General features: G+C 63.5%; 20 protein-coding genes. 15 read left to right on the top strand and 5 right to left on the bottom strand.

Features of this window, described 5'->3' with window-relative positions:
* Positions 1 to 480 precede the first annotated feature (480 nt).
* From H621_RS0109875 to H621_RS0109810, 14 genes are all read left to right on the top strand, one after another.
* Positions 481 to 1,797, top strand: coding sequence for a nucleotide sugar dehydrogenase (locus H621_RS0109875; protein ID WP_028943236.1), 1,317 nt, complete (start codon positions 481 to 483; stop codon positions 1,795 to 1,797).
* 67 nt (positions 1,798 to 1,864) lie between these two features.
* Entirely contained in the window at positions 1,865 to 3,346 is a 1,482-nt protein-coding gene (alg8, locus tag H621_RS0109870; protein ID WP_036989709.1) for a mannuronan synthase, read from the top strand.
* Positions 3,347 to 3,383: 37 nt separating this feature from the next.
* Positions 3,384 to 4,550, top strand: a complete 1,167-nt coding sequence (locus tag H621_RS0109865; protein WP_028943234.1) for an alginate biosynthesis protein Alg44 — start codon at positions 3,384 to 3,386, stop codon at positions 4,548 to 4,550.
* A 163-nt stretch (positions 4,551 to 4,713) separates the two neighbouring features.
* Complete coding sequence (gene algK, locus H621_RS0109860) at positions 4,714 to 6,096, top strand: alginate biosynthesis TPR repeat lipoprotein AlgK (RefSeq protein WP_028943233.1); 1,383 nt, start codon at positions 4,714 to 4,716, stop codon at positions 6,094 to 6,096.
* Positions 6,093 to 7,574 carry an alginate export family protein gene (locus H621_RS0109855; protein WP_028943232.1) on the top strand — a complete coding sequence of 494 codons (1,482 nt, stop codon included), beginning with the start codon at positions 6,093 to 6,095 and terminating at the stop codon, positions 7,572 to 7,574. The genes algK and H621_RS0109855 overlap by 4 nt, the downstream gene beginning before the upstream one ends.
* 18 nt (positions 7,575 to 7,592) lie before the next feature.
* Positions 7,593 to 9,158: a mannuronan 5-epimerase AlgG gene (algG, locus tag H621_RS0109850; RefSeq protein ID WP_028943231.1), complete on the top strand. Its 1,566-nt coding sequence runs from the start codon at positions 7,593 to 7,595 to the stop codon at positions 9,156 to 9,158.
* Between the two features lie 11 nt (positions 9,159 to 9,169).
* A complete protein-coding gene (locus tag H621_RS0109845; protein ID WP_028943230.1) occupies positions 9,170 to 10,606 on the top strand; it encodes an alginate O-acetyltransferase in 1,437 nt (478 codons plus the stop codon).
* Between the two features lie 7 nt (positions 10,607 to 10,613).
* A complete protein-coding gene (locus tag H621_RS0109840) occupies positions 10,614 to 11,801 on the top strand; it encodes a mannuronate-specific alginate lyase (RefSeq protein WP_245219044.1) in 1,188 nt (395 codons plus the stop codon).
* Between the two features lie 133 nt (positions 11,802 to 11,934).
* Entirely contained in the window at positions 11,935 to 13,392 is a 1,458-nt protein-coding gene (locus H621_RS0109835; protein WP_028943228.1) for an MBOAT family O-acyltransferase, read from the top strand.
* Positions 13,393 to 13,403: 11 nt separating this feature from the next.
* Positions 13,404 to 14,561, top strand: coding sequence for an alginate O-acetyltransferase (locus tag H621_RS0109830; protein ID WP_028943227.1), 1,158 nt, complete (start codon positions 13,404 to 13,406; stop codon positions 14,559 to 14,561).
* A 13-nt stretch (positions 14,562 to 14,574) separates the two neighbouring features.
* Entirely contained in the window at positions 14,575 to 15,231 is a 657-nt protein-coding gene (locus H621_RS0109825; protein ID WP_028943226.1) for an alginate O-acetyltransferase AlgF, read from the top strand.
* 33 nt (positions 15,232 to 15,264) lie between these two features.
* Positions 15,265 to 16,716 carry a mannose-1-phosphate guanylyltransferase/mannose-6-phosphate isomerase gene (locus H621_RS0109820; RefSeq protein WP_028943225.1) on the top strand — a complete coding sequence of 484 codons (1,452 nt, stop codon included), beginning with the start codon at positions 15,265 to 15,267 and terminating at the stop codon, positions 16,714 to 16,716.
* An 87-nt stretch (positions 16,717 to 16,803) separates the two neighbouring features.
* Positions 16,804 to 17,268: a hypothetical protein gene (locus H621_RS0109815; protein ID WP_028943224.1), complete on the top strand. Its 465-nt coding sequence runs from the start codon at positions 16,804 to 16,806 to the stop codon at positions 17,266 to 17,268.
* A 61-nt stretch (positions 17,269 to 17,329) separates the two neighbouring features.
* Complete coding sequence (locus H621_RS0109810; protein WP_028943223.1) at positions 17,330 to 18,154, top strand: SDR family oxidoreductase; 825 nt, start codon at positions 17,330 to 17,332, stop codon at positions 18,152 to 18,154.
* Here the strand turns inward: H621_RS0109810 and H621_RS0109805 are convergent.
* The 4 genes from H621_RS0109805 to H621_RS0109790 all read right to left on the bottom strand — a co-directional run bounded on the left by H621_RS0109805 (position 18,138) and on the right by H621_RS0109790 (position 23,239).
* Positions 18,138 to 19,598 (bottom strand): efflux transporter outer membrane subunit, encoded by a 1,461-nt coding sequence (locus H621_RS0109805; RefSeq protein WP_028943222.1) that lies wholly within the window; start codon positions 19,596 to 19,598, stop codon positions 18,138 to 18,140. The two genes, H621_RS0109810 and H621_RS0109805, sit on opposite strands and share 17 nt — an antisense overlap.
* Entirely contained in the window at positions 19,595 to 20,650 is a 1,056-nt protein-coding gene (locus H621_RS0109800) for an HlyD family secretion protein (RefSeq protein WP_028943221.1), read from the bottom strand. Before H621_RS0109800 ends, H621_RS0109805 begins: the two co-directional genes overlap by 4 nt.
* 32 nt (positions 20,651 to 20,682) lie before the next feature.
* Positions 20,683 to 22,224 carry an MFS transporter gene (locus tag H621_RS0109795; protein WP_028943220.1) on the bottom strand — a complete coding sequence of 514 codons (1,542 nt, stop codon included), beginning with the start codon at positions 22,222 to 22,224 and terminating at the stop codon, positions 20,683 to 20,685.
* A 109-nt stretch (positions 22,225 to 22,333) separates the two neighbouring features.
* Positions 22,334 to 23,239: a LysR family transcriptional regulator gene (locus tag H621_RS0109790; RefSeq protein WP_028943219.1), complete on the bottom strand. Its 906-nt coding sequence runs from the start codon at positions 23,237 to 23,239 to the stop codon at positions 22,334 to 22,336.
* 165 nt (positions 23,240 to 23,404) lie between these two features.
* Here H621_RS0109790 and H621_RS0109785 point away from each other — a divergent pair, with 165 nt between their 5' ends.
* On the top strand, positions 23,405 to 23,845 hold the full coding sequence (locus tag H621_RS0109785; protein WP_028943218.1) for a universal stress protein: 441 nt from the start codon (positions 23,405 to 23,407) through the stop codon (positions 23,843 to 23,845).
* Between the two features lie 74 nt (positions 23,846 to 23,919).
* Here H621_RS0109785 and H621_RS0109780 read toward each other — a convergent pair whose 3' ends face one another.
* Positions 23,920 to 24,780, bottom strand: coding sequence for an efflux RND transporter periplasmic adaptor subunit (locus H621_RS0109780; RefSeq protein ID WP_028943217.1), 861 nt, complete (start codon positions 24,778 to 24,780; stop codon positions 23,920 to 23,922).
* Positions 24,781 to 24,784: the final 4 nt, after the last annotated feature.

The following is a 24,784-nucleotide window of genomic DNA, read 5'->3' as shown; positions in this document are numbered from 1 at the left end:
CATTGAACCGCGCTCGGAACTTATCCCCTCAGCCATCGCTCATACCACCCGTAACGATTCTCGAGCGTCATGTGAGAGATGACCTACAGCACGATTGGAGTGGCACTATGCTTGTGCAACCCCATAACATTGAGTTGAATCCCGACAACTGACCTTCAGTTGAAGCCAGGAGACACGCGCCCCAGAAAAGCGTCCCAGTGGTTGATTTCAAAAGGTTTATTCCAATTGAAAGAGCAAGCACTGCAGTGTCGGACAACCGACCTGCAATAAAGACGGCTGCATTTAAGGGCACGCCCATAATTATTGGCCATTGGCTGCCAACTTTGAGTGCATATAACTTTGCACTCCACATTTATATGCCTGCGCACGGTGAAGTGACTGCTTATTGCCACAACTCCGTTCGCCTGAAAACTGCTGGTTAATCAACCCGGTCTGGCTCTGCTAGTTGAGCCGGCATGATAAACACATGAGGTGATAGCGATGCGTATCAGCATCTTTGGTTTGGGTTATGTAGGTGCAGTCTGTGCTGGCTGCCTGTCCGCACGGGGTCATGAAGTGATTGGCGTGGATGTGTCCAAGACCAAGATAGACCTGATCAACCAGGGCAAATCGCCAATTGTCGAACCCGGGCTTGAAACACTGTTGCAACAGGGCATCGGCAACGGCCGCCTGCGTGGCACCACCGACTTTGCGGCAGCGATCCGCGACAGCGACCTGTCGATGATCTGCGTCGGTACGCCGAGCAAGAAGAACGGTGACCTGGGCCTGGAATACATCGAGTCGGTGTGCCGCGAGATCGGTTACGTGCTGCGCGAAAAAGCCAGCCGCCACACCATCGTGGTACGCAGCACCGTGCTGCCGGGTACCGTGAAGAACGTGGTGATTCCGATCCTCGAAGCGTGCTCGGGGAAAAAGGCCGGCGTCGATTTCGGCGTGGCGGTAAACCCCGAGTTCCTGCGTGAAAGTACCGCAATCAAAGACTACGACCAGCCGCCGATGACCGTGATCGGTGAACTGGACCGCGCCAGCGGCGATGTCCTGCAATCGCTCTACGAAGAACTCGATGCCCCGATCATCCGCAAGGACATCGAAGTGGCCGAGATGATCAAGTACACCTGCAACGTCTGGCACGCCACCAAGGTCACCTTCGCCAACGAGATCGGCAACATCGCCAAGGCGGTGGGCGTCGATGGCCGCGAAGTGATGGACGTGGTCTGCCAGGACAAGGCCCTGAACCTGTCGCAGTACTACATGCGCCCAGGTTTCGCCTTCGGCGGCTCCTGCCTGCCCAAGGACGTGCGTGCCCTCACCTACCGCGCCGGCAGCCTGGATGTGAAGGCACCGCTGCTCAACTCGCTGATGGCCAGCAACGAATCGCAGGTGCAGAACGCCTTCGACATCATCGAAAGCCATGACAAGCGCCGGGTCGCCCTGCTCGGCCTGAGCTTCAAGGCCGGCACCGACGACCTGCGCGAAAGCCCGCTGGTAGAACTGGCCGAGCGCCTGATCGGCAAGGGCTACGAGCTGAACATCTACGACAACAACGTCGAGTACGCCCGTGTCCACGGCGCGAACAAAGACTACATCGAGTCGAAGATCCCCCACGTCTCGTCCCTGCTCAACGCCGACTTCGACCAGGTGATCAAGCACGCCGACGTGATCGTGCTGGGCAACCGCGACGAGAAGTTCCGCGCCCTCGCCCAACAGGCACCGGAAGGCAAGCAGGTCATCGACCTGGTCGGCTTCATGAGCAAGGCCACCTCCCCGCTCAGCCGCACCGAAGGTATCTGCTGGTAACCCGGCAGGCGCGGGGCCTTCGGGCCCTGCGCACCCCCTATTTCCCCACTGGATACGGATGCAGAACATGCTAAGGCTCAAGCACGGCCTGCTACAGGTCGCCGGTTGGTTGTTCTACGTGAGCCTGCTCATGTTGATCGCCCTGGCCTTGCCCAACTCCATTTTCGACCCCGAATCGAAGGACTTCATCTTCCTTATCGGTGCCGTTGGTATCTGGCGCTATTCCATGGGTGCCACGCACTTTGTGCGCGGCATGCTGTTCCTCTACGTGGTCTACCCGATGCTGCGCCGCAAGGTGCGCAAGCTGGGCAGCGCCGCCGATCCATCGCATGTCTACCTGATGGTCACCAGCTTTCGCATCGACGCGCTGACCACCGCCCAGGTCTACAGCTCGGTCATCCGCGAAGCCATCGACTGCGGCTACCCGACCACCATGGTCTGCTCGCTGGTGGAAATGTCCGATGAGCTGCTGGTGAAAAGCCTCTGGGAAAAATTCAATCCGCCAGACCGCGTCACCCTGGATTTCGTGCGCATCGCCGGGACCGGCAAGCGTGACGGCCTGGCCTATGGCTTTCGCGCCATCTCGCGTCACCTGCCAGACGAAAACGCCGTGGTGGCAGTCATCGACGGCGACACCGTGCTCGGTGAAGGCGTGGTACGCAAGACCGTGCCCTGGTTCAAGCTGTTCGGCAATGTCGGCGGCCTGACCACCAACGAATTCTGCGAAGTGCGTGGCGGCTACATCATGAGCGAGTGGCACAAGCTGCGCTTCGCCCAGCGCCACATCAACATGTGCTCCATGGCCCTGTCCAAGCGCGTGCTGACCATGACCGGTCGGATGTCGGTGTTCCGCGCTGCCGTGGTCACCAACCCCGAGTTCATCGCCGACGTCGAGAACGACTCGCTGCAGCACTGGCGCCTGGGCCGCTTCAAGTTCCTGACCGGTGACGACAAGTCGAGCTGGTTCAGTCTCATGCGCCTGGGCTACGACACCTTCTACGTGCCGGATGCGGCGATCAACACCGTCGAGCACCCGCCCGAGAAGAGTTTCATCAAGGCCAGCCGCAAGCTGATGTACCGCTGGTACGGCAACAACCTGCGCCAGAACTCACGGGCCCTGGGCCTGGGGATCCGTCGCCTGGGCCTGTTCACCAGCGTGGTGCTGTTCGACCAGCGCGTGTCGATGTGGACCAGCCTGCTGGGCCTGACGGTCGCGGTGATCGCCAGCCTCAAGTTCGGCCCCGCGTTCCTGCTGGTGTACCTGCTGTGGATCGGCATCACCCGTCTGATCCTGACGATCATGCTGCTGTGCTCGGGCCACACCATCGGCCCGGCTTACCCGCTGATTCTTTATTACAACCAGATCGTCGGCGCGATCATGAAGATCTACGTGTTCTTCCGCCTCGACAAGCAGTCCTGGACCCGCCAGCCCACTGCCCTCAAACGCGACCTCGCCAGCTTTCAACAATGGTTCAACACCTGGTCTTCCCGGACCATGACCTTCTCGGCGGCCAGCATCTTCATTGCTGTGCTGTTCATGGTCGTGTGAGCCGGAACCCGATTGGATTAAACAGGAACAAATCGCCATGAATACCGCCGTGAACGTCAATGTCGTGCATGAGTCCGAAGCCCAGCGCCAGCACGCCCGGGTGCGCATCCCGGCCAAGTTGCGTTACCTGGGGGCCAGCCGGGAAACCCTGGAAGTGAAGGTCGACGACCTGTCTGCCGGGGGCCTGAGTTTCCACGCCAAGCACCCGCTCAAAGTCGGTGACGTAATGCGTGGCCGCCTGCAGTTCACGGTCGACAAACTGGGCCTGGCCATGGATATCGAGTTCCAGGTGCGCTCCTTCGACCCCACCAGCGGTCGCACCGGCGTGCAGTTCCAGAACCTTGAGCCACGCGACATCGCCACCCTGCGCCACCTGATCACCTCGCACCTGTCGGGTGAGCTGATCACCATGGGTGACGTGCTCAGCACCCTGCAGCGCGACAACTTCACCAAGGCGCGCAAGCAGAAAGACGCCAACGGCGGCATGAGCGCCTTCGGCCGCCTGCGTGCCGTGACCTTCAGCCTCGGCGTATTCGTGGTCGGTGTGGCCGCCTTCGGCTTCATCGCAAAATCGGTATACGGCCTGTACTTCGTCAGCCACGCCCAGGCCGGTGTGGTCAGCGTGCCGACCACCAACGTCACCATGCCCCGCGACGGCACCGTGCAAAGCCTGGTCGAAAGCGGCGGCATGGCGGTCAAGGGCGCGCCACTGGCCTCGTTCAGCACCAGCATGCTGGACATGCTCAAGGGTCACCTGGACGACCAGCAGCTTGAGCCGGCCAAGGTCGAAGAACTGTTCGGCAAGCAACTGAGCGGTACCCTGACCAGCCCCTGTGATTGCGTGGTCGCCCGCCAACTGGTGGACGATGGCCAGTACGCCAGCAAAGGCCAGGTGATCTTCCAACTGATCCCGCGCACCACCACCGCGATGGTCGACGCACGCTTCACCTACCGCCAGTTCGACGACGTCAAGCCCGGTGCCCGCGTGCACTTCACCGTGGCCGGCGACGACGAGCGCCGCAGCGGTCAGATCGTCAGCAGCACCAGCCTGAACAGCGAAGATCTGTCGTCGGACATCCGCGTGCAGATCAAGCCCGACGAAGCCCTGCCCAGCGAACTGGCTGGCCGCCCGGTCGCGGTCGACAGCAACCGTGGCCCGTCGCTGGACTGGCTGATCGACAAAGCCGTTGCCCGTGGGCTCTAAGGGAGGCATGGCCATGAATCTCAGCCCTACCCCTGTAGGTGCGGCGGTGCGACGTCTCGACTTGCCCCGCGAAGAGGCCGATAGTGTTATCGCGGGACATGCCCGGTCCCACAAAGCACTCTGCCCCCCCACCAAACCCTGGCTTGCCAGCGATACGCTTAAAATGTGTGGCCTGGCCCTGGCCGTAACCCTGGCCGGTTGCGCTGGCCTGCCCGACCAACGCCTGGCCAACGAAGCACTCAAGCGTGGCGACACCGCCCTGGCCGAGCAGAACTATCGTCAGCTGGCCGACCTCGGCTACAGCGAAGCCCAGGTGGGCCTGGCCGATATCCAGGTAGAAACCCGAGATCCCGCCAAGCTCAAGGAAGCCGAAGCCACCTACCGCGCCGCCGCCGACATTTCGCCCCGTGCCCAGGCACGCCTGGGCCGGCTGCTCGCCGCCAAGCCAGACGCCACTGAAGCCGAGCGCCAGGAGGCCGAGACCCTGCTCAAGAAAGCCTTTGCCAATGGCGAGGGCAATACCTTGATCCCGCTGGCGATGCTCTACCTGCAATACCCGCAGAGCTTCCCGAGTACCAATGCCCAGCAGCAGATCGACCAATGGCGCGCCGCCGGCTACCCGGAAGCGGGCCTGGCCCAGGTGCTGCTGTACCGCACCCAGAACACCTACGACCAGCACCTGGCGGACGTGGAGCGGATCTGCAAGGTAGCCCTGACCACCACCGACATCTGCTACGTGGAACTGGCCACCGTCTACCAGAAGCGCGGCCAGGCCGATCAGCAGGCAGCGCTGATCGAACAAGTAAAAGGCGCCTACCAGCGCGGCGTTATCCCAGCCACCCGGGTCGACAGCGTTGCCCGGGTACTGGCCGATCGCACCCTGGGCCAGACCGACGAGAAAACCGCCCAGGCCTTGCTTGAACAAGTGGCCCCCGTAAACCCGGCCTCCTGGGTCAGCCTGGCGCAGTTGATCTACGACTTCCCGGAGCTGGGCGACACCGACAAGCTGATGGAATACATCGACAAGGGCCGCGCCGCCGAGCAACCGCGTGCCGAACTGCTGCTGGGCCGCCTCTACTACGAAGGCAAGACCGTACCGGCCGATGCACAAAAGGCCGAGACCCACCTGCAAAGCGCCGCCGACGCCGGTGAAGTCAGCGCCCATTACTACCTGGGCCAACTGTACCGCCGTGGCTACCTGGGTCAGGTCGCCCCGCAAAAAGCCGTCGACCACTTGCTCACGGCCGCCCGTGGCGGCCAGCTCAGCGCCGACTATGCCCTGGCCCAACTGTTCAGCGAAGGCCACGGCATCCGTCAGGACCTGGTCAATGCCTGGGTCTTCAGCCAGCTGGCGCAAGCCAACCCGAGCGAACAATCACAGGCGCTGGCCGCCCAGCTCGACCAGCAACTCACCCCACCGCAGAAGGCACAGGCCGAGCGCCTGTTGCAGCAAGAGCGCCAGGCCCGTGGCGCCATCGGCCAGGGCGTTGGCGCCCTGGCCCTGCAGGCCGTGCGTGAAACCGAACAAGGCGAGGACTCCCTATGACACTCAACCCGTGGATGAAAGCTGGCGTAGGCCTGGGCTTCGCCCTGCTCTGGTCGTGCCCGACCCTGGCGGCCATGACCGCTGAAAAGAACTTTGGCCTGGACGTGAAAATCACCGGCCAGTCCGAAGACGACCGCGACCTGGGCACCCGCTCCGGCGGTGACGTCAACGGTGTGGGCCTGGACCTGCGCCCCTGGGTATACGGCGAGCGCGGTAACTGGAGCGCCTTCGCCATGGGCCAGGCGGTAGCGGCCACCGACATCATCGAGACCGACACCCTGCGCCAGTCCGGCGATGAAGCCGAAACCGAATCCAACCGCGCCGATGGCCGCGAAGCCGACAAGAGTTACCTGGCCATGCGCGAATTCTGGGTCGGCTACAGCGGCCTGACCGCCTACCCCGGCGAACAACTGCGCTTTGGTCGCCAGCGCCTGCGCAACGAAGACGGCATGTGGCGCGACACCAACATCGAAGCACTGAACTGGACCTTCGACACCACCCTGCTGCGCGCCAACCTGGGCGTGGCCGAGCGCTTCAGCGAGTACCGCACCGACCTCACCGAACTGGCCCCCGAAGACAAGGACCGCCTGCACGTCTACGGCGACATCGCCACCCAGTGGACGCCCGGTCACTGGGTCGGCCTGCGCGCCCACCACACCCATGACGACGGCAACCTGAAGAACCCCGGCGAGACCGTCGACGAACTGGACAAGACCCGCACCGGCGACCTCACCTGGCTGGGCCTTGAGGCCAACAGCGATGCCTACAACTGGCGCAACCAGAACCGCGTCAATTACTGGGGCAGCATGACCTGGCTGACCGGTGACCGCGACAGCCTCAACACCACCACCGTCAACGGCGAGCAGGTTGCCAGCGGCAAGCAGAGCGGCGACGTCAACGCCTGGGCCACTGACCTCGGTATTCGCCTGCGCCTCGACCCCAACTGGCAGGTCGGCGCCGCCTACGCCCGCGGCAGTGGCGGTGGTGGCAGCGACGGTTCGAGCAACTACGAGCAAACCGGCCTGGAGAGCAATCGCTCCAACTACACCGGTACCCGCTCGCGCGTACACCGCTTCGGCGAGGCCTTCCGTGGCGAACTGGGCAACCTGCAGGCGGCCACCCTGTTCACTTCCTGGCAGCTGCGCGACGACTACGACGCCAGCCTGATCTACCACAAGTTCTGGCGTGTGGACGGCGACCAGAACATCGGCAGCAGCGGCATCAACGCCGTGGTCGAGGACAACGGCATCAACCGTCCGTTGATCCAGGGCGAAAAAGACCTGGGCCAGGAAGTCGACCTGGTGGTCACCAAGTACTTCAAGCAGGGCCTGCTCCCCGCCGCCCTCAGCCAGTCGATCGACGAGCCGTCGGCGCTGGTGCGTTTTCGTGGCGGCGTGTTCAAGCCGGGTGACGCCTATGGCAAGGAAGCGGACTCCTACATGCACCGCGCCTTTGTCGACGTGATCTGGCGCTTCTGATGCCTGGAGTGCACTGATATGAGCCTTCAATCCAACACCCTGCACCGCTTGCTGGCCAGTTCCCTGTTGCTGGCCAGCAGCATCGCCCTGGCCAACAGCCAGGCGCCGGTGCCGGTGGCCAAGGAACTGCAGCAGGCCAAGACCTACACCGTCAGCAGCGCACCGATCGAGCCGCTGCAGATTCCGGCGCCGACCCTGCCGGACCTGACCGGTTACACCGCCGAGGCCGTGCAGAAAAAGATCCAGCGTGCGCACAAGGGCAAGGTTTCAGTGCGGCGCATGCTGCAGGAAACCGCGCTCAAGGAATTCATCGGCGGCGACAACAAGATGGCCGAGTGGGTGGCCCGCCAGCGCGGTATACCCCAGGCGATCTTCATCGATGACGGCCATGTGAACTTCACCGAGCTCGCCAAGCGTGTGCCCAAGCAGTACCTGAGTGAAACATCGCCCGGTGTCTACCTGGCACGCCTGCCGATCGTGGTCGGCGAAAAAGGTGTGCTGGAGATCGACGGCAAGGTCAAGGAACTGCGCCTGTCCCAGGAGGGCGGCTCGTTCATCGTCAACGATGGCAAGCTGTTCGTTACCGACACCCAGGTCACCGGCTGGCGCGAGAAGGACAACGGCCCGGCCACCTTCCGCTCGCCCAAGGAGTTCCGCCCGTTCCTGTTGTCGTGGGGCGGCACCGAGACCTATATCGTCAATACCAAGATGGCCAGCTTCGGCTACGCCAAGAGTAAGTCGTATGGCGTGAGTATTTCCCAGTACACGCCGAACATGGCCAAGCAGATGAACCGCCCCGAACCCACCGGCTGGATCATCGGCTCCGAGTTCAGCGACATGTGGTACGGCTTCTACTGCTACGAGACCAGCGACTTCGTGGTCAAGGACAGTACCTACCGCGACAACATCGTCTACGGCATCGACCCTCACGACCGTTCGCACCGGCTGATCATCGCCGGCAACACCGTCTACGGGACCAAGAAAAAGCACGGGATCATCGTCTCCCGTGAGGTCAACGACAGCTGGATCATCAATAACAAGAGCTACGACAACAAGCTCTCGGGCGTGGTAATCGACCGTAACAGCGTCAACAACCTGATTGCCTACAACGAGATCTACCGCAACCACACCGACGGCATCACCTTGTACGAGAGCGGCGACAACCTGATCTGGGGCAACAAGCTGATCAGCAACCGCCGCCACGGCATCCGTGTGCGCAACAGCGTGAACATCCGCCTGTACGAAAACGTCGCCATGGCCAACGGCCTGGTGGGTGTGTACGGGCACATCAAGGACCTCTCCGACACCGACCGCGACATCGCCCTCGACCCGTTCGACACCAAGGTCTCGCTGATCGTGGTCGGCGGCGAGCTGGCGGCCAACGGCAGCGGCCCGCTGTCGATCGACTCGCCGCTGAGCGTGGAGCTGTACCGGGTGTCGATGCTGGCCCCGAGCAAGGCCAGCGGCATCAGTTTTTCCGGTGTGCTGGGTGAGCGTCAGGACGAGATTCTCGACCTGATGGTGCGCCAGCAGAAAGCCGTATTGATCGACCCGGTCGAACGCCAGACCGAAATGGCCGAATGAGGATGCCCGACATGACCCCACACCTGATCAAACTCCTGGGCGTAAGCGCCGCCCTGCTGGCCATCAGCAACGGTGCCAATGCCGATACCGTGCAAGCCCCGAGCTTCACCGCCGAGCCGTGCTGCCAGTTGTGCCCCGAAGCCCACGACGCCAGCCGCTACACCACTCGCTACCAGCAGAACTTCACCACCCTCGTACAGGCCCAGGGCGACTGGCTGTTCCGCACCCGCGAAGACCTGCGCACCGAATTCAACACCACCCCGGCTGGCTACAAGCGTTTGCAACAGCTGCACGATGCCTTCAAGGCGCGCGGCGTCGAACTGGTGGTGGTCTACCAGCCGACCCGTGGCCTGGTGAACCGCAACATGTTGAAGCCGGCCGAAAAAGCCGCGTTCAACTACGAGAAGGCCCTGGGCAACTACCAGGCCATGCTCGCCCGCTTCAGCAAGATGGGCTACAACGTGCCCGACCTGTCGCCACTGACCAACGAGCAACTGGCGGCCGCCGACCAGGGCAAGGATTTCTACTTCCGTGGCGACCAGCACTGGACGCCATACGGTGCCGAGCGCGCGGCGAAGATCGTCGCCGACACCGTGCACAAAATGCCGGCTTTCGAGGGCATTCCCCGGCGCGAATTCGAAAGCCACAAGTCCGGCCGCATGGGCAAGACCGGCACTCTGCACAACGTCGCCGGGCAGCTGTGCGGCACCAGCTATGCGGTGCAGTACATGGATCAGTTCAGCACCGAGCCAAAAGGCGAAAGCGGCAGCGACGACCTGTTCGGCGACAGCGGCAACCCGCAGATCACCCTGGTGGGTACCAGCCACAGCGGCAAGAACTACAACTTCTCGGGCTTCCTTGAGCAGTACATCGGTGCCGACGTGCTCAACGTCGCCTTCCCTGGCGGTGGCCTGGAGGGCTCGATGATCCAGTACCTGGGCAGCGACGACTTCAAGAACAACCCGCCCAAGATCCTCATCTGGGAATTCTCCCCGCTCTACCGCCTGGACCAGGAAACCATCTGGCGGCAGATGCTCGCCCTGCTCGACAACGGCTGCGAGGGCCGGCCGGCCCAGATGCACGCCAGCGCCACGCTCAAGCCGGGCAAGAACGAACTGATGGTCAACGGCAAAGGTGGCGTGATCAAGGACCTGGTCAATGGCCGCCACCAGCTGGACATCAAGTTCGAGGACACCTCGGTCAAGGTCTTGCAGGCCACCCTCTGGTACCTCAACGGCCGTCATGAGGACGTGAAGATCGAAAAGCCCGAGACCTCCGACACCGACGGCCGCTTCGCCTTCCAGCTGCGCGAGGACGAAGACTGGGCTAGCCAGACCCTGCTCGCCGTGGAAGTCCAGGGCCCGGAAAGCGGCACCCAGAAGGTCGAGGCCACGCTCTGCAAACGCAACAACTTCGCCACTGGTGCCCAGCGCACCGCCGGCATGTGAGGTGCTTATGAACAACTCCTTCCCTGTAGGTGCGGCGGTGCGACGTCTCGACGTGCCCCGCGATGACTCTACCGGCCTTATCGCGGGGCACGCCCGCTCCCACAGTAAGGTCAAGGTGCTCGCCCTGGCCCTGGCCCTGTTCGGCCCGGCCGTGCAGGCCGCTGGCCTGGTCCCGCCTCAGGGTTACTACGCCGGGATCGAGAAACTCAAGACCGGCCCCAGCGACTACACGTGCGAAGCCGTGCCCAAGCCCTACACCGACAAGCTGCAATTTCGCAGCAAGTACGAAGGCTCGGACAAAGCCCGCGCCACCCTGAACAAGGCCTCGGAAAAAGCCTTCCGCGACTCCACTGCAAGCATCACCACCCTGGAGCGCGGCGTCAGCAAGCAAGTGATGCAGTACATGCGCGACGGCCGCCCGCGGCAGCTCGATTGCACCCTGGAGTGGCTCGGCACCTGGGCTCGCGCCGATGCGCTGATGTCCACCGACTACAACCACACCGGCAAGTCCATGCGCAAATGGGCACTGGGCAGTCTGAGTTCATCCTGGCTGCACCTGAAGTTCTCCAACTCCAAGCCCCTGGCCGCACACCAGCAAGAAGCCGAACTGATCGAGAAATGGTTCGCGCGCCTGGCCGACCAGGTGGTCAAGGACTGGAGCGACCTGCCGCTGGAGAAGATCAACAACCACTCCTACTGGGCCGCCTGGTCGGTCATGGCCTCCGCCGTGGCCACCGACCGCCGTGACCTGTTCGACTGGTCGATCAAGGAGTACCGCGTGGCGGCCAACCAGGTCGATGCCCAGGGTTTCCTGCCCAACGAGCTCAAGCGCAAGCAGCGCGCCCTGGCCTACCACAACTACGCCCTGCCGCCGCTGGCGATGATCGCCAGCTTTGCCCAGGCCAACGGCGTGGATGTACGCCCGGAAAACAACGGCGCACTCAAGCGCCTGGGTGACCGGGTGCTGTCCGGGGTCGAGGACCCGAGCCCGTTCAAGAACAAGAACGGCGAGAAGCAGGACATGCACGACCTGAAGATCGACAGCAAATACGCCTGGCTCGAACCCTGGTGCAGCCTTTATCGCTGCAGCGCCGATGAGCTGGAAAAAAAGCACGACATGCAACCGTTCAAGAGCTTCCGCCTGGGCGGCGACCTGACTCGGGTCTACGACCCGCAGGCCGAGCAGAAAAAGTAGGCCTGTAGGAGCGGCGGTGCGATGTCGCACCGCCGCTCCCACAGGGTTGGTCAGTTTGGTTCTCCGGCGATTTTTCGCGGGGGGTTTGGGGGGCTGCTGCCCCGATTGTGGATAACGACAAGGAGAGATCGGGATGGTGTTTTCGTCCAATGTGTTCCTGTTCCTGTTCCTGCCGATCTTTCTCGGCTTGTACTACCTGAGCGGGCAACGCTACCGCAACGCGCTGTTGCTGCTGGCCAGCTACATCTTCTATGCCTGGTGGCGGGTGGATTTTCTCGCCCTGTTCGCCGCGGTCACCCTGTGGAACTACTGGATCGGCCTGAAAGTCGGTGCCGCCGGTGTGCGCACCAAGCCGGCCCAGCGCTGGCTGCTGCTCGGGGTCGTCGTCGACCTGTGCATCCTGGGCTACTTCAAGTACGCCAACTTCGGGGTCGACAGCATCAACGCGATCATGACCAGCTACGGGCTCGAGCCGTTCATCCTCACCCACGTGCTGCTGCCGATCGGTATCTCGTTCTACATCTTCGAGTCCATCAGCTACATCATCGACGTGTACCGCGGCGACACCCCGGCCACCCGTAACCTGATCGACTTTGCCGCGTTCGTGGCGATCTTCCCGCACCTGATCGCCGGCCCGGTGCTGCGCTTTCGCGACCTGGCCGACCAGTTCAACCACCGCACCCACACCCTCGACAAGTTCTCCGAGGGCTGCACGCGGTTCATGCAAGGCTTCATCAAGAAGGTGTTCATCGCCGACACCCTGGCGGTGGTCGCCGACCACTGCTTCGCCCTGCAGAACCCGACCACGGGCGACGCCTGGCTCGGCGCCCTGGCCTACACCGCGCAGTTGTACTTCGACTTCTCCGGCTACAGCGACATGGCCATCGGCCTGGGCCTGATGATGGGTTTCCGCTTCATGGAGAACTTCAAGCAACCCTACATCAGCCAGTCGATCACCGAGTTCTGGCGGCGCTGGCACATCAGCCTGTCGACCTGGCTGCGCGACTACCTGTACATCACCCTGGGCGGCAACCGCGGCGGCACCTTCGCCACCTACCGCAACCTGTTCCTGACCATGCTGCTGGGTGGCCTGTGGCATGGCGCCAACTTCACCTACATCATCTGGGGTGCCTGGCACGGCATGTGGCTGGCCATCGAGCGGGCCCTGGGCCTGGACACCAATCCGCAGCGCTTCAACCCGGTCAAGTGGGCTTTCACCTTCCTGCTGGTGGTGATCGGCTGGGTGATCTTCCGCGCCGAGAACCTGCACGTGGCCGCTCGCATGTACGGTGCCATGTTCAGCTTCGGTGACTGGCAACTGTCGGAACTCAACCGCGCCAACCTCACCAGCCTGCAAGTGGCAACCCTGGTTGTGGCCTACGCCACCCTGGCCTTCTTCGGCCTGCGCGACTTCTACCGCAACGCCAAGCCCTCGGCCAAGGCTCACCCGGTGGCCGTGCATGCCGACGGCAGCATCAGCCTGGACTGGGGCTTGTACCTGACCCGTGCCCTGGTGTTGCTGCTGTTCGTTGCCTCGATCCTCAAGCTCTCGGCGCAAAGCTACTCGCCGTTCCTCTACTTCCAGTTCTGAGGGAGCCGACCATGACTCGATCATTACGCAAACTCTATTCGCTGCTGTTCCTCGCCCTGCTGCTGGGCCTGGGCATCTGGTCGCTGGGCGGCCTGGGCAGCTTCCAGCGCACCGCGCACATGAGCGTGCTCGACGGCAAGCTGGCCAAGGCCGCCGAGACCCACTACGACGAGCAGTTCCCGCTCAAGCGCATTGGCACCAACCTCTGGGCGGCGCTGGACTTCAAGCTGTTCAACGAAGGCCGCCCCGGTGTAGTGCTGGGCCGCGAGCAATGGCTGTTCAGTGACGAAGAGTTCAAGCCGGTAGCCGGCAGCGACCAGTTCGAACAGGAGAACCTGGCGCTGATCCGTGGGGTGCGCGACACCCTGCACCAACGCGGCGTGCAACTGGTACTGGCGATCGTGCCGGCCAAGGCACGCCTGTACAGCGAATACCTGGGGGAACAGACCCCGGCCTCGCTGCACAACGACCTGTACAACGAGTTCCACGCCCAAGCCCGCCAGGCCGGCGTGTTCGCCCCCGACCTGCTGGCGCCGCTGCAAAGCGCCAAGGCCCGTGGCCAGGTGTTCCTGCGCACCGACACCCACTGGACGCCCATGGGCGCCGAAGTGGTGGCCCAGCACCTGGCCGAAGCGGTCAGCCGCCAGAGCCTGCTCAATGGCGAGCCGCAATTGTTCGTTACCGAGCAGCGCCCGGCCGAACAGTACAAGGGCGACCTGACCAACTTCCTGCCGCTGGACCCGCTGTTCAGCAACCTGCTGCCGGCCCCGGACACCCTACAACAGCGCAGCACCCGCCCGGCCGACAACGCCGCCGACAGTGGCGACGCGCTGTTCGCCGACAGTGAAATCCCGGTAGCGCTGGTGGGCACCAGCTACAGCGCCAACCCTCACTGGAACTTCCTCGGGGCGCTGCAGCAGGCGCTGCGCAGCGACGTGGTCAATTACGCCGAAGACGGCCATGGCCCGTTGCTGCCGATGCTCAAGTACCTGCAAAGCGACGCCTTCAAGACCAGCGCCCCGCAAGTGCTGATCTGGGAGTTCCCGGAACGTTATCTGCCAATGAAAAGCGACCTGAGTGATTTCGACCCGCAGTGGATCGCCCAGCTGAAAACAACCCGAACTGCCAACCAAGACCTGGCTCTGTCGTCCACCCGGACGCAAAACTGAAGAGGAAACACCCATGACCTTGCACACTACCAAGCAACGCATCGCCAAAGCCTGCGCCCTGGCCGCAGGTCTGAGTCTGCTCTCCCTGCAGGCCTATGCCGGCGCCGACGCCGCCCTCTATGGCCCCAGCGCGCCGAAAGGCTCGACCTTCGTACGGATCTACAACGCCAGCAATCAGACCGTGGACGCCAGCGTTGGCAACACCCAGATCAACGCCGTGGCGGCCCAGGCCAGCAGCGACTTCAGCTTCATGCCCCAGGGCGACTACAGCGCCAAGGTCGGCAGCCAGAGCCTGCCGGTCAAACTTGCCTCCGAGCACTACTACACCTTGGTCAACAACGCCTCGGGCAAGCCGCAACTGGTTGAAGAACCACCGTTCAAGAACAAGCAGAAATCCCTGGTGCGAGTCCAGAACCTCAGCGACCAAGCCCTGACCCTGAAAACCGCCGACGGCAAGACCGAAGTGGTCAAGCCGGTGGCCGCCAAGGCCCGTGGCGAGCGCGAGATCAACCCGGTCAAGGTCAGCCTGGCCCTGTATGAAGGCGACAAAAAAGTCAGCGATCTGAAGCCTGTGGCTCTGGAGCGCGGCGAAGCAGCGGTGCTCTACGTCACCGGAACCGGCAGCAGCCTGTCGCCGGTCTGGGTCAAGCGCCCGGTATCGACCCGTTAATCAACTGCCCCTTTCATACTTCGGAGAACACCCATGATTCCAGTCATCCTGTCCGGCGGTAGCGGTTCGCGTCTGTGGCCCCTGTCGCGCAAGCAATTCCCTAAACAGTTCCTGGCCCTGACCGGCGAACACACCCTGTTCCAACAGACCCTCTCGCGCCTGGTGTTCGAGGGCATGGACACCCCGATCGTGGTCTGCAACAAGGACCACAAATTCATCGTCAACGAGCAACTGGACAGCCTGAAACTCGAAACCCAGGCGATCCTGCTCGAACCCTTCGGCCGCAACACAGCCCCGGCCGTGGCCCTGGCGGCGATGAAGCTGATCAACGAAGGCCGTGACGAGTTGATGCTGGTACTGCCCGCCGACCACGTGATCGACGACCAGAAAGCCCTGCAGCGTGCCCTGGCCCTGGCCACCGTAGCGGCCGAGCGTGGCGAGATGGTGTTGTTCGGTGTCCCGGCGACCAAGCCCGAGACCGGCTACGGCTACATCAAGTCGAGCCAGGACGCGCTGCTGCCCGAAGGCGTCAGCCGGGTGGCGCAGTTCGTCGAGAAGCCGGATGAAAAACGTGCCAACGAGTTCGTCCAGGCCGGTGGCTACTTCTGGAACAGCGGCATGTTCCTGTTCCGCGCCAGCCGCTTCCTCGAAGAGCTGAAAAAGCACGACCCGGACATCTACGACACCTGCCTGCTGACCCTGGAGCGCAGCCAGGAAGACGGCGACAACCTGAGCATCGACGACGCCACGTTCGCCTGCTGCCCGGACAACTCCATCGACTACGCAGTGATGGAAAAGACCCAGCGCGCTTGCGTGGTGCCGCTGAGCGCCGGCTGGAGCGACGTGGGTTGCTGGTCGTCACTGTGGGAAGTTCACGAGAAAGACACCAACGGCAACGTCACCAAGGGCGATGTGGTGGTGCAAGACAGCCACAATTGCATGATCCACGGCAACGGCAAGCTGGTGTCGGTGATCGGCCTTGAGAACATCGTGGTGGTCGAGACCAAGGACGCGATGATGATTGCCCACAAAGACAAGGTCCAGGGCGTCAAGCAACTGGTCAACACCCTCAACGAACAGGGCCGCAGCGAAACCCAGAACCACTGCGAGGTTTACCGGCCGTGGGGGTCCTACGACTCGGTAGACATGGGCGGGCGCTTCCAGGTCAAGCACATCACCGTCAAGCCCGGTGCATGCCTGTCGCTGCAGATGCACCACCACCGCGCCGAACACTGGATCGTGGTGTCGGGCACCGCCGAAGTGACCTGCGACGAGAACGTGTTCCTGCTCACCGAGAACCAGTCCACCTACATCCCGATCGCCTCGGTACACCGCCTGCGCAACCCGGGCAAGATCCCGCTGGAGATCATCGAGGTGCAGTCGGGCAGCTACCTGGGTGAAGACGACATCGAGCGCTTCGAAGACATCTACGGCCGCTCGACGCCGCTGGAACGCGGGATCTCGATCAAGACCATCGCGCAGTAACCCAGGCCATCGCGGGGCAACGTCTCGACTTGCCCCGCGACCGTTTGCAGTTAGGATAGAGGTTCTTCCTGACCCAAGGCCTCGCCCATGATCATCGGCGCCCTGCTCGTTCTCACCTGGCTGGTACTGCTGTTGCGCTACCCGGCCAAAGCCCTGCCCATCTCGCTCTCGGCCGTTTTCGGCCTGGGCCTGGTTGCACTCTGGGTCATCTGGCAGGACAACCGCGAAGCCTACCAACTGGCACGCCTGGACCTGCGCGTGGCCTACGCCCCCGACAGCTGCCCCGCCGACCGCCCCTTGCGCGTGAGCATGAAAAACGGCAACGACGTGCCGATGCTGACCGTGCGCTGGCGCATCGCCGCCTACACCCCGGGCGACAGCGTCAACCTCAACGAGAACACCTACAGCACCCCCCGCTACCGGGGCCCGGGTGAACTGCAACCCGGCGCCGACTGGAGCGACTGTCTGCCGCTGCCGCCACTGCGCTCGGGCTACCGGCCGCAATCGCTGGAGTTTCGCGCCGAGCAACTGCAGGGCAGCTTCGCCAACTAGGATTTTTTTCCTCGGGTTACCGTATGATCGACGCACCTTCGCCGATCATCAGGTTCGCCTCATGCCCCTCGTCCTCATCACCGGTTGTTCCAGCGGCATCGGCCGCGCCCTGGCCGACAGCTTCAAGAGCGCCGGCCACCAGGTCTGGGCCACGGCCCGCAAAGCCGAAGACGTCGCACGGCTGGAAGCGGCCGGCTTCAAGGGGCGCCAACTGGACGTCAATGATCCCCAGGCCCTGCAACGCCTGAGCGAAGAAATCGAGGCCGAGCACCACGGGCTCGACATTCTGATCAACAATGCAGGCTATGGCGCCATGGGGCCGCTGCTCGATGGCGGCGTGGAGGCGATGCAGCGCCAGTTTGAAACCAACGTGTTCGCCCTGGTCGGCGTGACCCGCGCACTGTTCCCTGCGCTGCGCCGCAACAAGGGTCTGGTGGTGAACATCGGCAGTGTTTCAGGCGTGCTGGTCACCCCGTTCGCCGGTGCCTACTGCGCCTCGAAGGCGGCGGTGCATGCCTTGAGCGATGCCCTGCGCCTGGAGCTGGCGCCCTTCGGTATCCGGGTCATGGAAGTGCAACCGGGGGCCATTGCCACGCAGTTTGCCGACAACGCGCAAACCCAGGCCGAGCAAGTACTGGCCGCCGACTCGCCGTGGTGGCCGCTGCGCGAACAAATCCATGCCCGCGCCCGTGCCTCCCAGGACCACCCCACCCCAGCCACGGCATTCGCCCAGGACCTGCTGGCGGCTGTGAACAAACAACCCACGCCGCCCCTGGTGCGGCTGGGCAACGGCAGCCGTGCGCTGCCGCTGATGGCCCGCTGGCTGCCGCGCACTGTGCTGGACACGGTACTGAAAAAGCGCTTCGGCCTCAGCCGCCCGCTGTAACCGCCGCCACTGGCAGGTCGAACGCCTGCCAGCCACCGCCGAGGGATTTGTACAAACCGACCAAGGCCTGGGACACCGCCGCCGAGCTCTCGACCCACTGCTCTTCACTGGCCAACAATGCGCCCTGCACGCTGAGCACATTGAGAAAGTCCACCGCCCCTTCAACGTATTGGCGCTGCGCGGTCTCCAGGGCAATTCGGTTCTGGCGCACTGCCTCGGCGAGCAGGTCGCGTCGCAGCTGGCTGGCGTTGTACAAGCGCAACACATCGTCAACTTCATGCCAGGCACGCAACACCACTTGCTGGTAATGCACTGCCGCTTCCTGCTGCTGGGCCTCGCGCAATTTGAGCACCCCGGTCAATCGCCCTCCTTCGAAAATCGGCAAGCTCAACTGTGGGCCAATGGCAAAGCGGCGCGCATCCCAACTGCCAAAATCAGCCAGTTGCAGCGACTGCAAACCCACGTTGCCCGACAGACGAATGCTCGGGTAGAAGTCCGCCTTGGCCACGCCGATGCTGGCGGTGGCCGCGTGCAACTGTGCCTCGGCCTGGCGGATATCGGGACGGCGCTGGGCCAGCTCAGACGGCACGCCAATGGCGAAGCGCTGTTGCGGCGCGGGCATCGGCGCCGAGGGTAGCAAACGCGCCTGCAAACTGCGCGGCGGCTCGGCCAGCAACAAACTCAAGGCATTGATCAACTGGGCCTGGCGATCTTCGAGCAGTGGCAGGCGTGCTTCGATCGATGCCACCTGGGCCGAGGCCTGGGCCACATCCAGCGCCGTGGCCACACCATCGTTCAGGCGCATCTGCGAAAGTCGCAAGCTGTGCCGGGCCACCTCAAGGTTGTCGCGGGTCACTGCCAGCGTGTGCTGCACCGCGCGCAACTGAATGTAATTGCCCGCGGTGTCGGCGAGCAGCGACAACAACACGCCGCGCCGATCATTTTCGGCTACCTGGACCACCGCATCGGCCGCCTCCACCTGGCGGCGCACCCGCCCCCACAGGTCCAGCTCCCAACTGGCAGTGAGATCGCCTTGCCAGAGGCTGAACGCCGACTTGCCACCCATGCCGGACGGATCGTTGAGCCCTTCGGCGCTGTTGCGCGCACGGCTGTAGCCGGCGCCCAGGTCCACCGCCGGGGTTTGCTCGGCAGCGATGCTCTGGCGCGCCGCACGGCTTTGCAGCAGGCGGGCACTGGCCATCTGCAGGTCGAGGTTGCGCTGGCTGGCTTGCTCGATCAGCTCGCTCAATACCGGGTCATCGAAACTTTCCCACCAGCGTTGCTGCATTGCCCCCTCTTCGGGCTGGCTTGGCGCCGCCGTCTGTTGCAATGGTGCCCAGGAGGCCGGAGCCTTGGTGTCGGGTACGCTGAAATCAGGCCCCAGGGTGCAGCCACCCAGAAGCATGCCGAGTAGCAACGGCAATAACGTGAAGGCCTGTTTCATCGGGCGCTGACCTCGTTGGCGGCGATCACCTTGGCTTCGGTGTCGATGGTCGCCACCACCGACATGCCTACCCGCAGGCGTGCAAGCAGCGGCTGGTTGGCATCGAAGACGATCTTCACCGGAATGCGCTGTACCACCTTGGTGAAGTTGCCGGTGGCGTTGTCCGGCTTGATGGCGGCAAAGGTCACCCCGGTGGCCGGTGCAAGGCTTTGAACGTGACCGTGCAGGCGCTCACCGGAGAAGGTATCGACGCTGATGTTCACCGGCTGGCCGGGTTGCACGTGGGTCAGTTGGGTTTCCTGGAAGTTGGCCACCACATAGGCCTGCGCCAGCGGTACCACCGACAGCAGCCGGGCCCCCGGTTTGACATAGGCACCGACGCGCAGCGCACGCTCGCCGACCATGCCGTCGATGGGCGCGACAATGCGTGTATACGACAGGTCCAGGCGCGCCCGGTCAAGGCTGGCCTGGGCTTGTTGGAGGCTGCCTTCGGCACCGTCGAGCTGAGCGTTGAGAATGTCGATCTGCTTGCGCGCCGCCGCCAGCGCGGCGCTTGAGTTGGCCAACCGGGCCCGGGCCTGGCCCACCCGGCTGCGGGCCTGCTGGGCATTCTGCACCGTACCTGCGCCCTGCTCGGCCAGACGGCTGTGGCGAGTCAGTTCATGGTTGGCGAAGGCCAGCTCCGCGGCATCGGCAGCCACCACCGCCTGGGCCTGGGCGATCAGCGAGGCCTGGCGCTCCAGCGTCGCCTTGGCGTTCTGCTTCTGCGCCCGCGACATCAACGCATTGGCCTCGGCAGCGGCCAATGCGGCCTGGAAGTCACGATCATCGATCAGCGCCAGCAACTGCCCGGCCTTGACCTGCTGGTTGTCCGCCACCAGCACCTCCTTGATAAACCCCGCGACCTTGGGCGCCACCACGGTGTAGTCGGCCGACACGTAGGCATCGTTGGTCGATTGCTCACGGGCATTGCCCGACAGCAGCAATACGCCTGCGCCCACAGCGACCACCAGCACGGCGGCGATCAGGGCGGTTTTTCGCGTGTTGTTCAACGTCATGTTGTTTTTCTCACTTCACAAGTTCGTCAGGCCACGGCACGCGGCGGGTAGATCCGGGTAGGCACAAACGGAATCAGCAGGATCAGCGCCAGCGCCAGCAGCGCCATGCACAGGTAGAGGTCGGCACTGGTCAGCACCAGCGCCTGGTCGTGGATGCGCCGGGCAAGCCCTGCCGCCCCCTCGTCGGTCAGAGGTGAATTGCCGAGGCTGTCCACCAGGTTGTTGGAATGAAAGTGGCGGCGCACTGTGGTCAAGGCTTCGATCAAGCCGCCCGCGACCACCGCCGCCAGGCCCTTGACAGTGTTGAACCAGGCCGAAGCAAAGGGGCCGTCCTGGGGCGTCATGCCGCCGGTGGCGAGCATCAGCAGCGGCAGCACAGCCATGGGCTGGGCGAGAATGTGCAGGGCTTGCAACCAGTAGAAGTTGTCGCGAATCCACACACTGGTGAGCTGGGTACCGGCCCAGCACGACAGCGCCAGCAGGCCAAGGCCCAGCGCCAGAACCCAGCGGCAATCCACTGCGCGAATATTGCAGAGCGCCGCCACCAGCGGCAGTGCCAGCAGTTGCGGACCGGCCACCAGCAGCATCAGCGGACCGGTCTGGGCTGGCCGATAGCCCTGGACCTGGGCGAGGAAGCTCGACGGAATGATGATCACCGCGGTGAGCACGATCAGCACGCCACAGAGGGTCACCAGGGCGTGGGTCAGGTTGCGGGTCTTGAGCATCTGCAACTTGAAGAACGGCAACGGTTCGGACCATTCATTGACCATGAACAGCACCAGCAGCACCAGGCCACCGCCAAGCAACCAGCAGATCAAGGGCGAGTCGAACCAGCCCATGCGATCACCCAGGGTCAGGCCGATCACCAGCGAACAGATGGCCGGCAAGCCGAGCAACAGGCCGCGCCAGTCGAACTGCTTGAAACGCTCCAGGCGCAGCGGGTCCTGGGGCAGTCCCCAGGCCACACAGGCCATGGCCACCAGGGACGGTGCAATGATCTGCCAGAACGCCCATTGCCATCCCACGTACTCGGTCCACAACCCCGCCAACGGGGTGCCCAGGTTAGGCCCGAAGGTGGCGGTCAGGGCATAGCCGGCCAGGCCGTAGACCTTGATCCCCGGTGGCAGAAAGCGCAGCGCGACACTCATCAGCATCGGTGGCAACGCCCCAGAAGCCAGGCCTTGCAGGGTTCGCAGCAGCATCAGGCTGGAGAGGTCTGGTGCATAGGGCTGCAGCAGTCCGAGCAGCGCAAAGGCGCCGATTGCGCAGAGGGTGAAGCGGCGCAGGGAAAAAGTCGCGGCCATCCACGGCGAAAAGGCCATGGCCGATACAGAGGCCGCCGAATACACGGCAATCAGCCAGGCACCTTCGTCGGCACCGATGAACATGGCGCCACGAATGTCGGCCAGCGAGGCCTTGGTAACCATTTCGTTGAGGCCGGCGCAGAGCACCGCCAGCAACACACCGAGCAGCCCGACCACAATACGCAGGCCAAAGGCCGCGGGTGCTGCGGGGGTGGCTACCGGTGCAGGTGCGACAGCTGCGGGCAGCGCAGTCAGCGAACTCATGTAAGACATCTCCGGGGGGAACAACTACCGGCAGAAGTCTATGAAGTGGGAATGTTGACGAAAACTGACATATTGGCAGTTTACTAGTGCAGTAAACGCAATCCGCGCTTCAAGGGTTCTCGCTGCAACAGGCCTTGAGGGTTTGCCGCAGCCAGCGGTGCGCGGGGTCGTTGTCAAAACGCGGGTGCCAGGCCTGCATCACCGTCACCCGCTCAAGCGGCAAGGGAATGCGGAACGAACGCAGTGGCAGGCCGAGCTTGGTCACGCTGTTGAGGATATTGGCCGGCATGGGCAACAGCAGGTCGGAGTCGGGCAGGGAAAACATCGCCGAATGAAAACTCGGGGTAATCAACGCCACGCGACGCTGCACCTTGTAGTTGGACAACTCGGCATCGATCGGCCCATTGGCCCGGCCTCGACGGGACACGCTGATCTGCGGGTAGGCGGCAAAGCGCTCGGGGGTGATCTCGGCCTCGAAGATCGGGTGATCCTGCCGTGCCAGCCCCACGTAGACGGTCTGGAACAGGCTCTGCACCTTGATCTCCGGGCCCAGGTCGATGGTGGAGCTGACGATGAGGTCGGTGCGCCCGTCACGCAGCACCGCATCGTCGTCACCGCCGCTTTCCGGCACGAAGCGCAGCACAGTGCGGGGTGCCTGCTCATGCATGGCGCTGAGCAGTTGGGCGCCATACAGGGCGATGAACAGGTCGTTGGTGCGTATGTTGAAGGCCCGGTCCAGGGAGGCCAGGTCGACTTCCTCGCGGCTGCGGAACACCAGCCCGGCCTGCTCCACCAGCGCCCGCACCTGCTCGTGCAGCGCCAGCGCCCGTGGCGTAGGCACCAGGCCGCGACCGGCGCGGACCAGGATCGGATCGCCGATGGCTTCACGAATGCGCCCCAGGGTCCGGCTCATGGCCGCAGGGCTCAGGTTCATCCGCCGCGCAGCGCCCACCACACTGCCTTCGTCGAGCAGCGCATCAAGGGCGACCAACAGGTTCATATCCGGGATCTGCATGTGCCAGGCATCCATCAGCGAGGGTGATTAACACGCAATGTTAACAGCTCGGCGGCGCCCGACGCGTTGCGCCAGACACAACTACACAGTGCGTTCCAAGCCATTTATCCGGGCCTGGGATTGGCCAACAATGATCGGCTAGCCCCAGCCCTGTGGAGACCCTGCATGCTCAGTCCCGTGTTGATCGCCATCGATGGTTCCAGCGCCTCGCGCGGGTTGCTGGCGCTTGCCCGGCAGTATTGCCTGCCAGACAGGCATCTGGTGCAGGTGGTGCTGGCGGTCGACAGTGCCTTTGCCCTGGAACGGGTGACTGCGTACGAGGTACAGGAATATCCCGCAGCCACCGATGAACAGCGCCATGCCAACCAGGCAATGCAGCAGGCACTGGAGCAACTGCGAACGTGGGGGTTCGAGTGTGAGGGGGTGCTGGTGCCGGATGAGCCGGTAGTGGCGATCGCTTCCCAGGCCAGGGCAATTGATTGCGCGCTGATCATCATGGGGCACCGCCACCTGAATCGACTGGGTCGATTGCTGGACCCGTCGATCAGCAACAAGGTGATCGACCAAGTCCAATGCCCGGTGCTGGTGGACTCGCGCAACACCTGACAACACCGCATTGGCGACACCGCCGTAGCCCCTGCCGACAGGCTGCGATCGACCGTGCAGCGGTCGCAACAAGGTCAACCCTGACTCGGCTTGACCACCACCGTGCAGGTGGTACCCGCCGCCAGCAGGAACCCTTCCGGCACCTCGTCGATGTGAATCCGCACCGGCACTCGCTGGGCCAGGCGCACCCAGTTGAACGTGGGGTTCACGTCCGCGATCAGCTCGCGGCTCTGCGGGTTGTCGCGGTCGTAGATGCCACGCGAAATACTCTCCACATGCCCCTTGAGCACCTCGCCGCTCATCATCTGCAGTTCGGCCTCATCGCCCACCTTGACCCGCGGCAGCTTGGTTTCTTCAAAGAAGCCATACACCCAGAACGACTCCTTATCGATCACCGCCATCTTCGGCTCGCCAGTACGCGCGTAGTCGCCACGGTGTACGTTGAGGTTGGTCACGTAGCCATCGACCGTGGCCAGAATCTTCGTGCGCTTGAGGTCCAGCTCGGCAGCCGCCAGCTGTGCCTGAGCCTGTTGATAATCAGCCAGGGCCGAGTTGGCGATGTTGCTGGCGTCGTCGCGGTTCTCGCGGGAAATCACCAGGTTGTCCATGTCGGCACGGCGGTGGGCATTGACCTTGCGCATTTCCCAGGTGGCCTTGCGCGAGGCCACCAGCGCCTGGGCCTGCCTGACGGCCACTTGGTAGTGCTCGGGGTCGATCAGCATCAGCACGTCGCCCTTCTTCACCAGTTGGTTGTCGCGCACCGGCACATCCACCACATAGCCTGGCACGTCGGCGGCGACGTTGATGATGTCGGCGCGCACTCGCCCGTCCCGCGTCCAGGGTGTGTTCATGTAGTGCAGCCACAGCTGGCGGCCAATCACCACGGCAGCGGCCAGCACGAGCAGGGTGGCGATCAGGCTGAAAAACTTTTTCATCAAC

The organism is Pseudomonas vranovensis DSM 16006 (assembly GCF_000425805.1).
GTDB lineage: Bacteria > Pseudomonadota > Gammaproteobacteria > Pseudomonadales > Pseudomonadaceae > Aquipseudomonas > Aquipseudomonas vranovensis.
This window is presented reverse-complemented; position numbering and strand designations above follow the sequence as displayed.

What these genes read in the sequence shown, in the direction of transcription:
- H621_RS0109845 (WP_028943230.1), top strand. Translation starts at nt 9,170, where the DNA reads ATGACCCCACACCTGATCAAACTCCTGGGCGTAAGCGCCGCCCTGCTG.
- H621_RS0109855 (WP_028943232.1), top strand. Translation starts at nt 6,093, where the DNA reads ATGACACTCAACCCGTGGATGAAAGCTGGCGTAGGCCTGGGCTTCGCC.
- H621_RS0109780 (WP_028943217.1), bottom strand. Translation starts at nt 24,780, where the DNA reads ATGAAAAAGTTTTTCAGCCTGATCGCCACCCTGCTCGTGCTGGCCGCT.
- H621_RS0109830 (WP_028943227.1), top strand. Translation starts at nt 13,404, where the DNA reads ATGACTCGATCATTACGCAAACTCTATTCGCTGCTGTTCCTCGCCCTG.
- H621_RS0109785 (WP_028943218.1), top strand. Translation starts at nt 23,405, where the DNA reads ATGCTCAGTCCCGTGTTGATCGCCATCGATGGTTCCAGCGCCTCGCGC.
- H621_RS0109865 (WP_028943234.1), top strand. Translation starts at nt 3,384, where the DNA reads ATGAATACCGCCGTGAACGTCAATGTCGTGCATGAGTCCGAAGCCCAG.
- H621_RS0109825 (WP_028943226.1), top strand. Translation starts at nt 14,575, where the DNA reads ATGACCTTGCACACTACCAAGCAACGCATCGCCAAAGCCTGCGCCCTG.
- H621_RS0109805 (WP_028943222.1), bottom strand. Translation starts at nt 19,598, where the DNA reads ATGAAACAGGCCTTCACGTTATTGCCGTTGCTACTCGGCATGCTTCTG.
- H621_RS0109840 (WP_245219044.1), top strand. Translation starts at nt 10,614, where the DNA reads ATGAACAACTCCTTCCCTGTAGGTGCGGCGGTGCGACGTCTCGACGTG.
- H621_RS0109835 (WP_028943228.1), top strand. Translation starts at nt 11,935, where the DNA reads ATGGTGTTTTCGTCCAATGTGTTCCTGTTCCTGTTCCTGCCGATCTTT.
- H621_RS0109810 (WP_028943223.1), top strand. Translation starts at nt 17,330, where the DNA reads ATGCCCCTCGTCCTCATCACCGGTTGTTCCAGCGGCATCGGCCGCGCC.
- H621_RS0109790 (WP_028943219.1), bottom strand. Translation starts at nt 23,239, where the DNA reads ATGCAGATCCCGGATATGAACCTGTTGGTCGCCCTTGATGCGCTGCTC.
- H621_RS0109820 (WP_028943225.1), top strand. Translation starts at nt 15,265, where the DNA reads ATGATTCCAGTCATCCTGTCCGGCGGTAGCGGTTCGCGTCTGTGGCCC.
- H621_RS0109875 (WP_028943236.1), top strand. Translation starts at nt 481, where the DNA reads ATGCGTATCAGCATCTTTGGTTTGGGTTATGTAGGTGCAGTCTGTGCT.
- H621_RS0109815 (WP_028943224.1), top strand. Translation starts at nt 16,804, where the DNA reads ATGATCATCGGCGCCCTGCTCGTTCTCACCTGGCTGGTACTGCTGTTG.
- H621_RS0109795 (WP_028943220.1), bottom strand. Translation starts at nt 22,224, where the DNA reads ATGAGTTCGCTGACTGCGCTGCCCGCAGCTGTCGCACCTGCACCGGTA.
- algK (WP_028943233.1), top strand. Translation starts at nt 4,714, where the DNA reads ATGTGTGGCCTGGCCCTGGCCGTAACCCTGGCCGGTTGCGCTGGCCTG.
- algG (WP_028943231.1), top strand. Translation starts at nt 7,593, where the DNA reads ATGAGCCTTCAATCCAACACCCTGCACCGCTTGCTGGCCAGTTCCCTG.
- alg8 (WP_036989709.1), top strand. Translation starts at nt 1,865, where the DNA reads ATGCTAAGGCTCAAGCACGGCCTGCTACAGGTCGCCGGTTGGTTGTTC.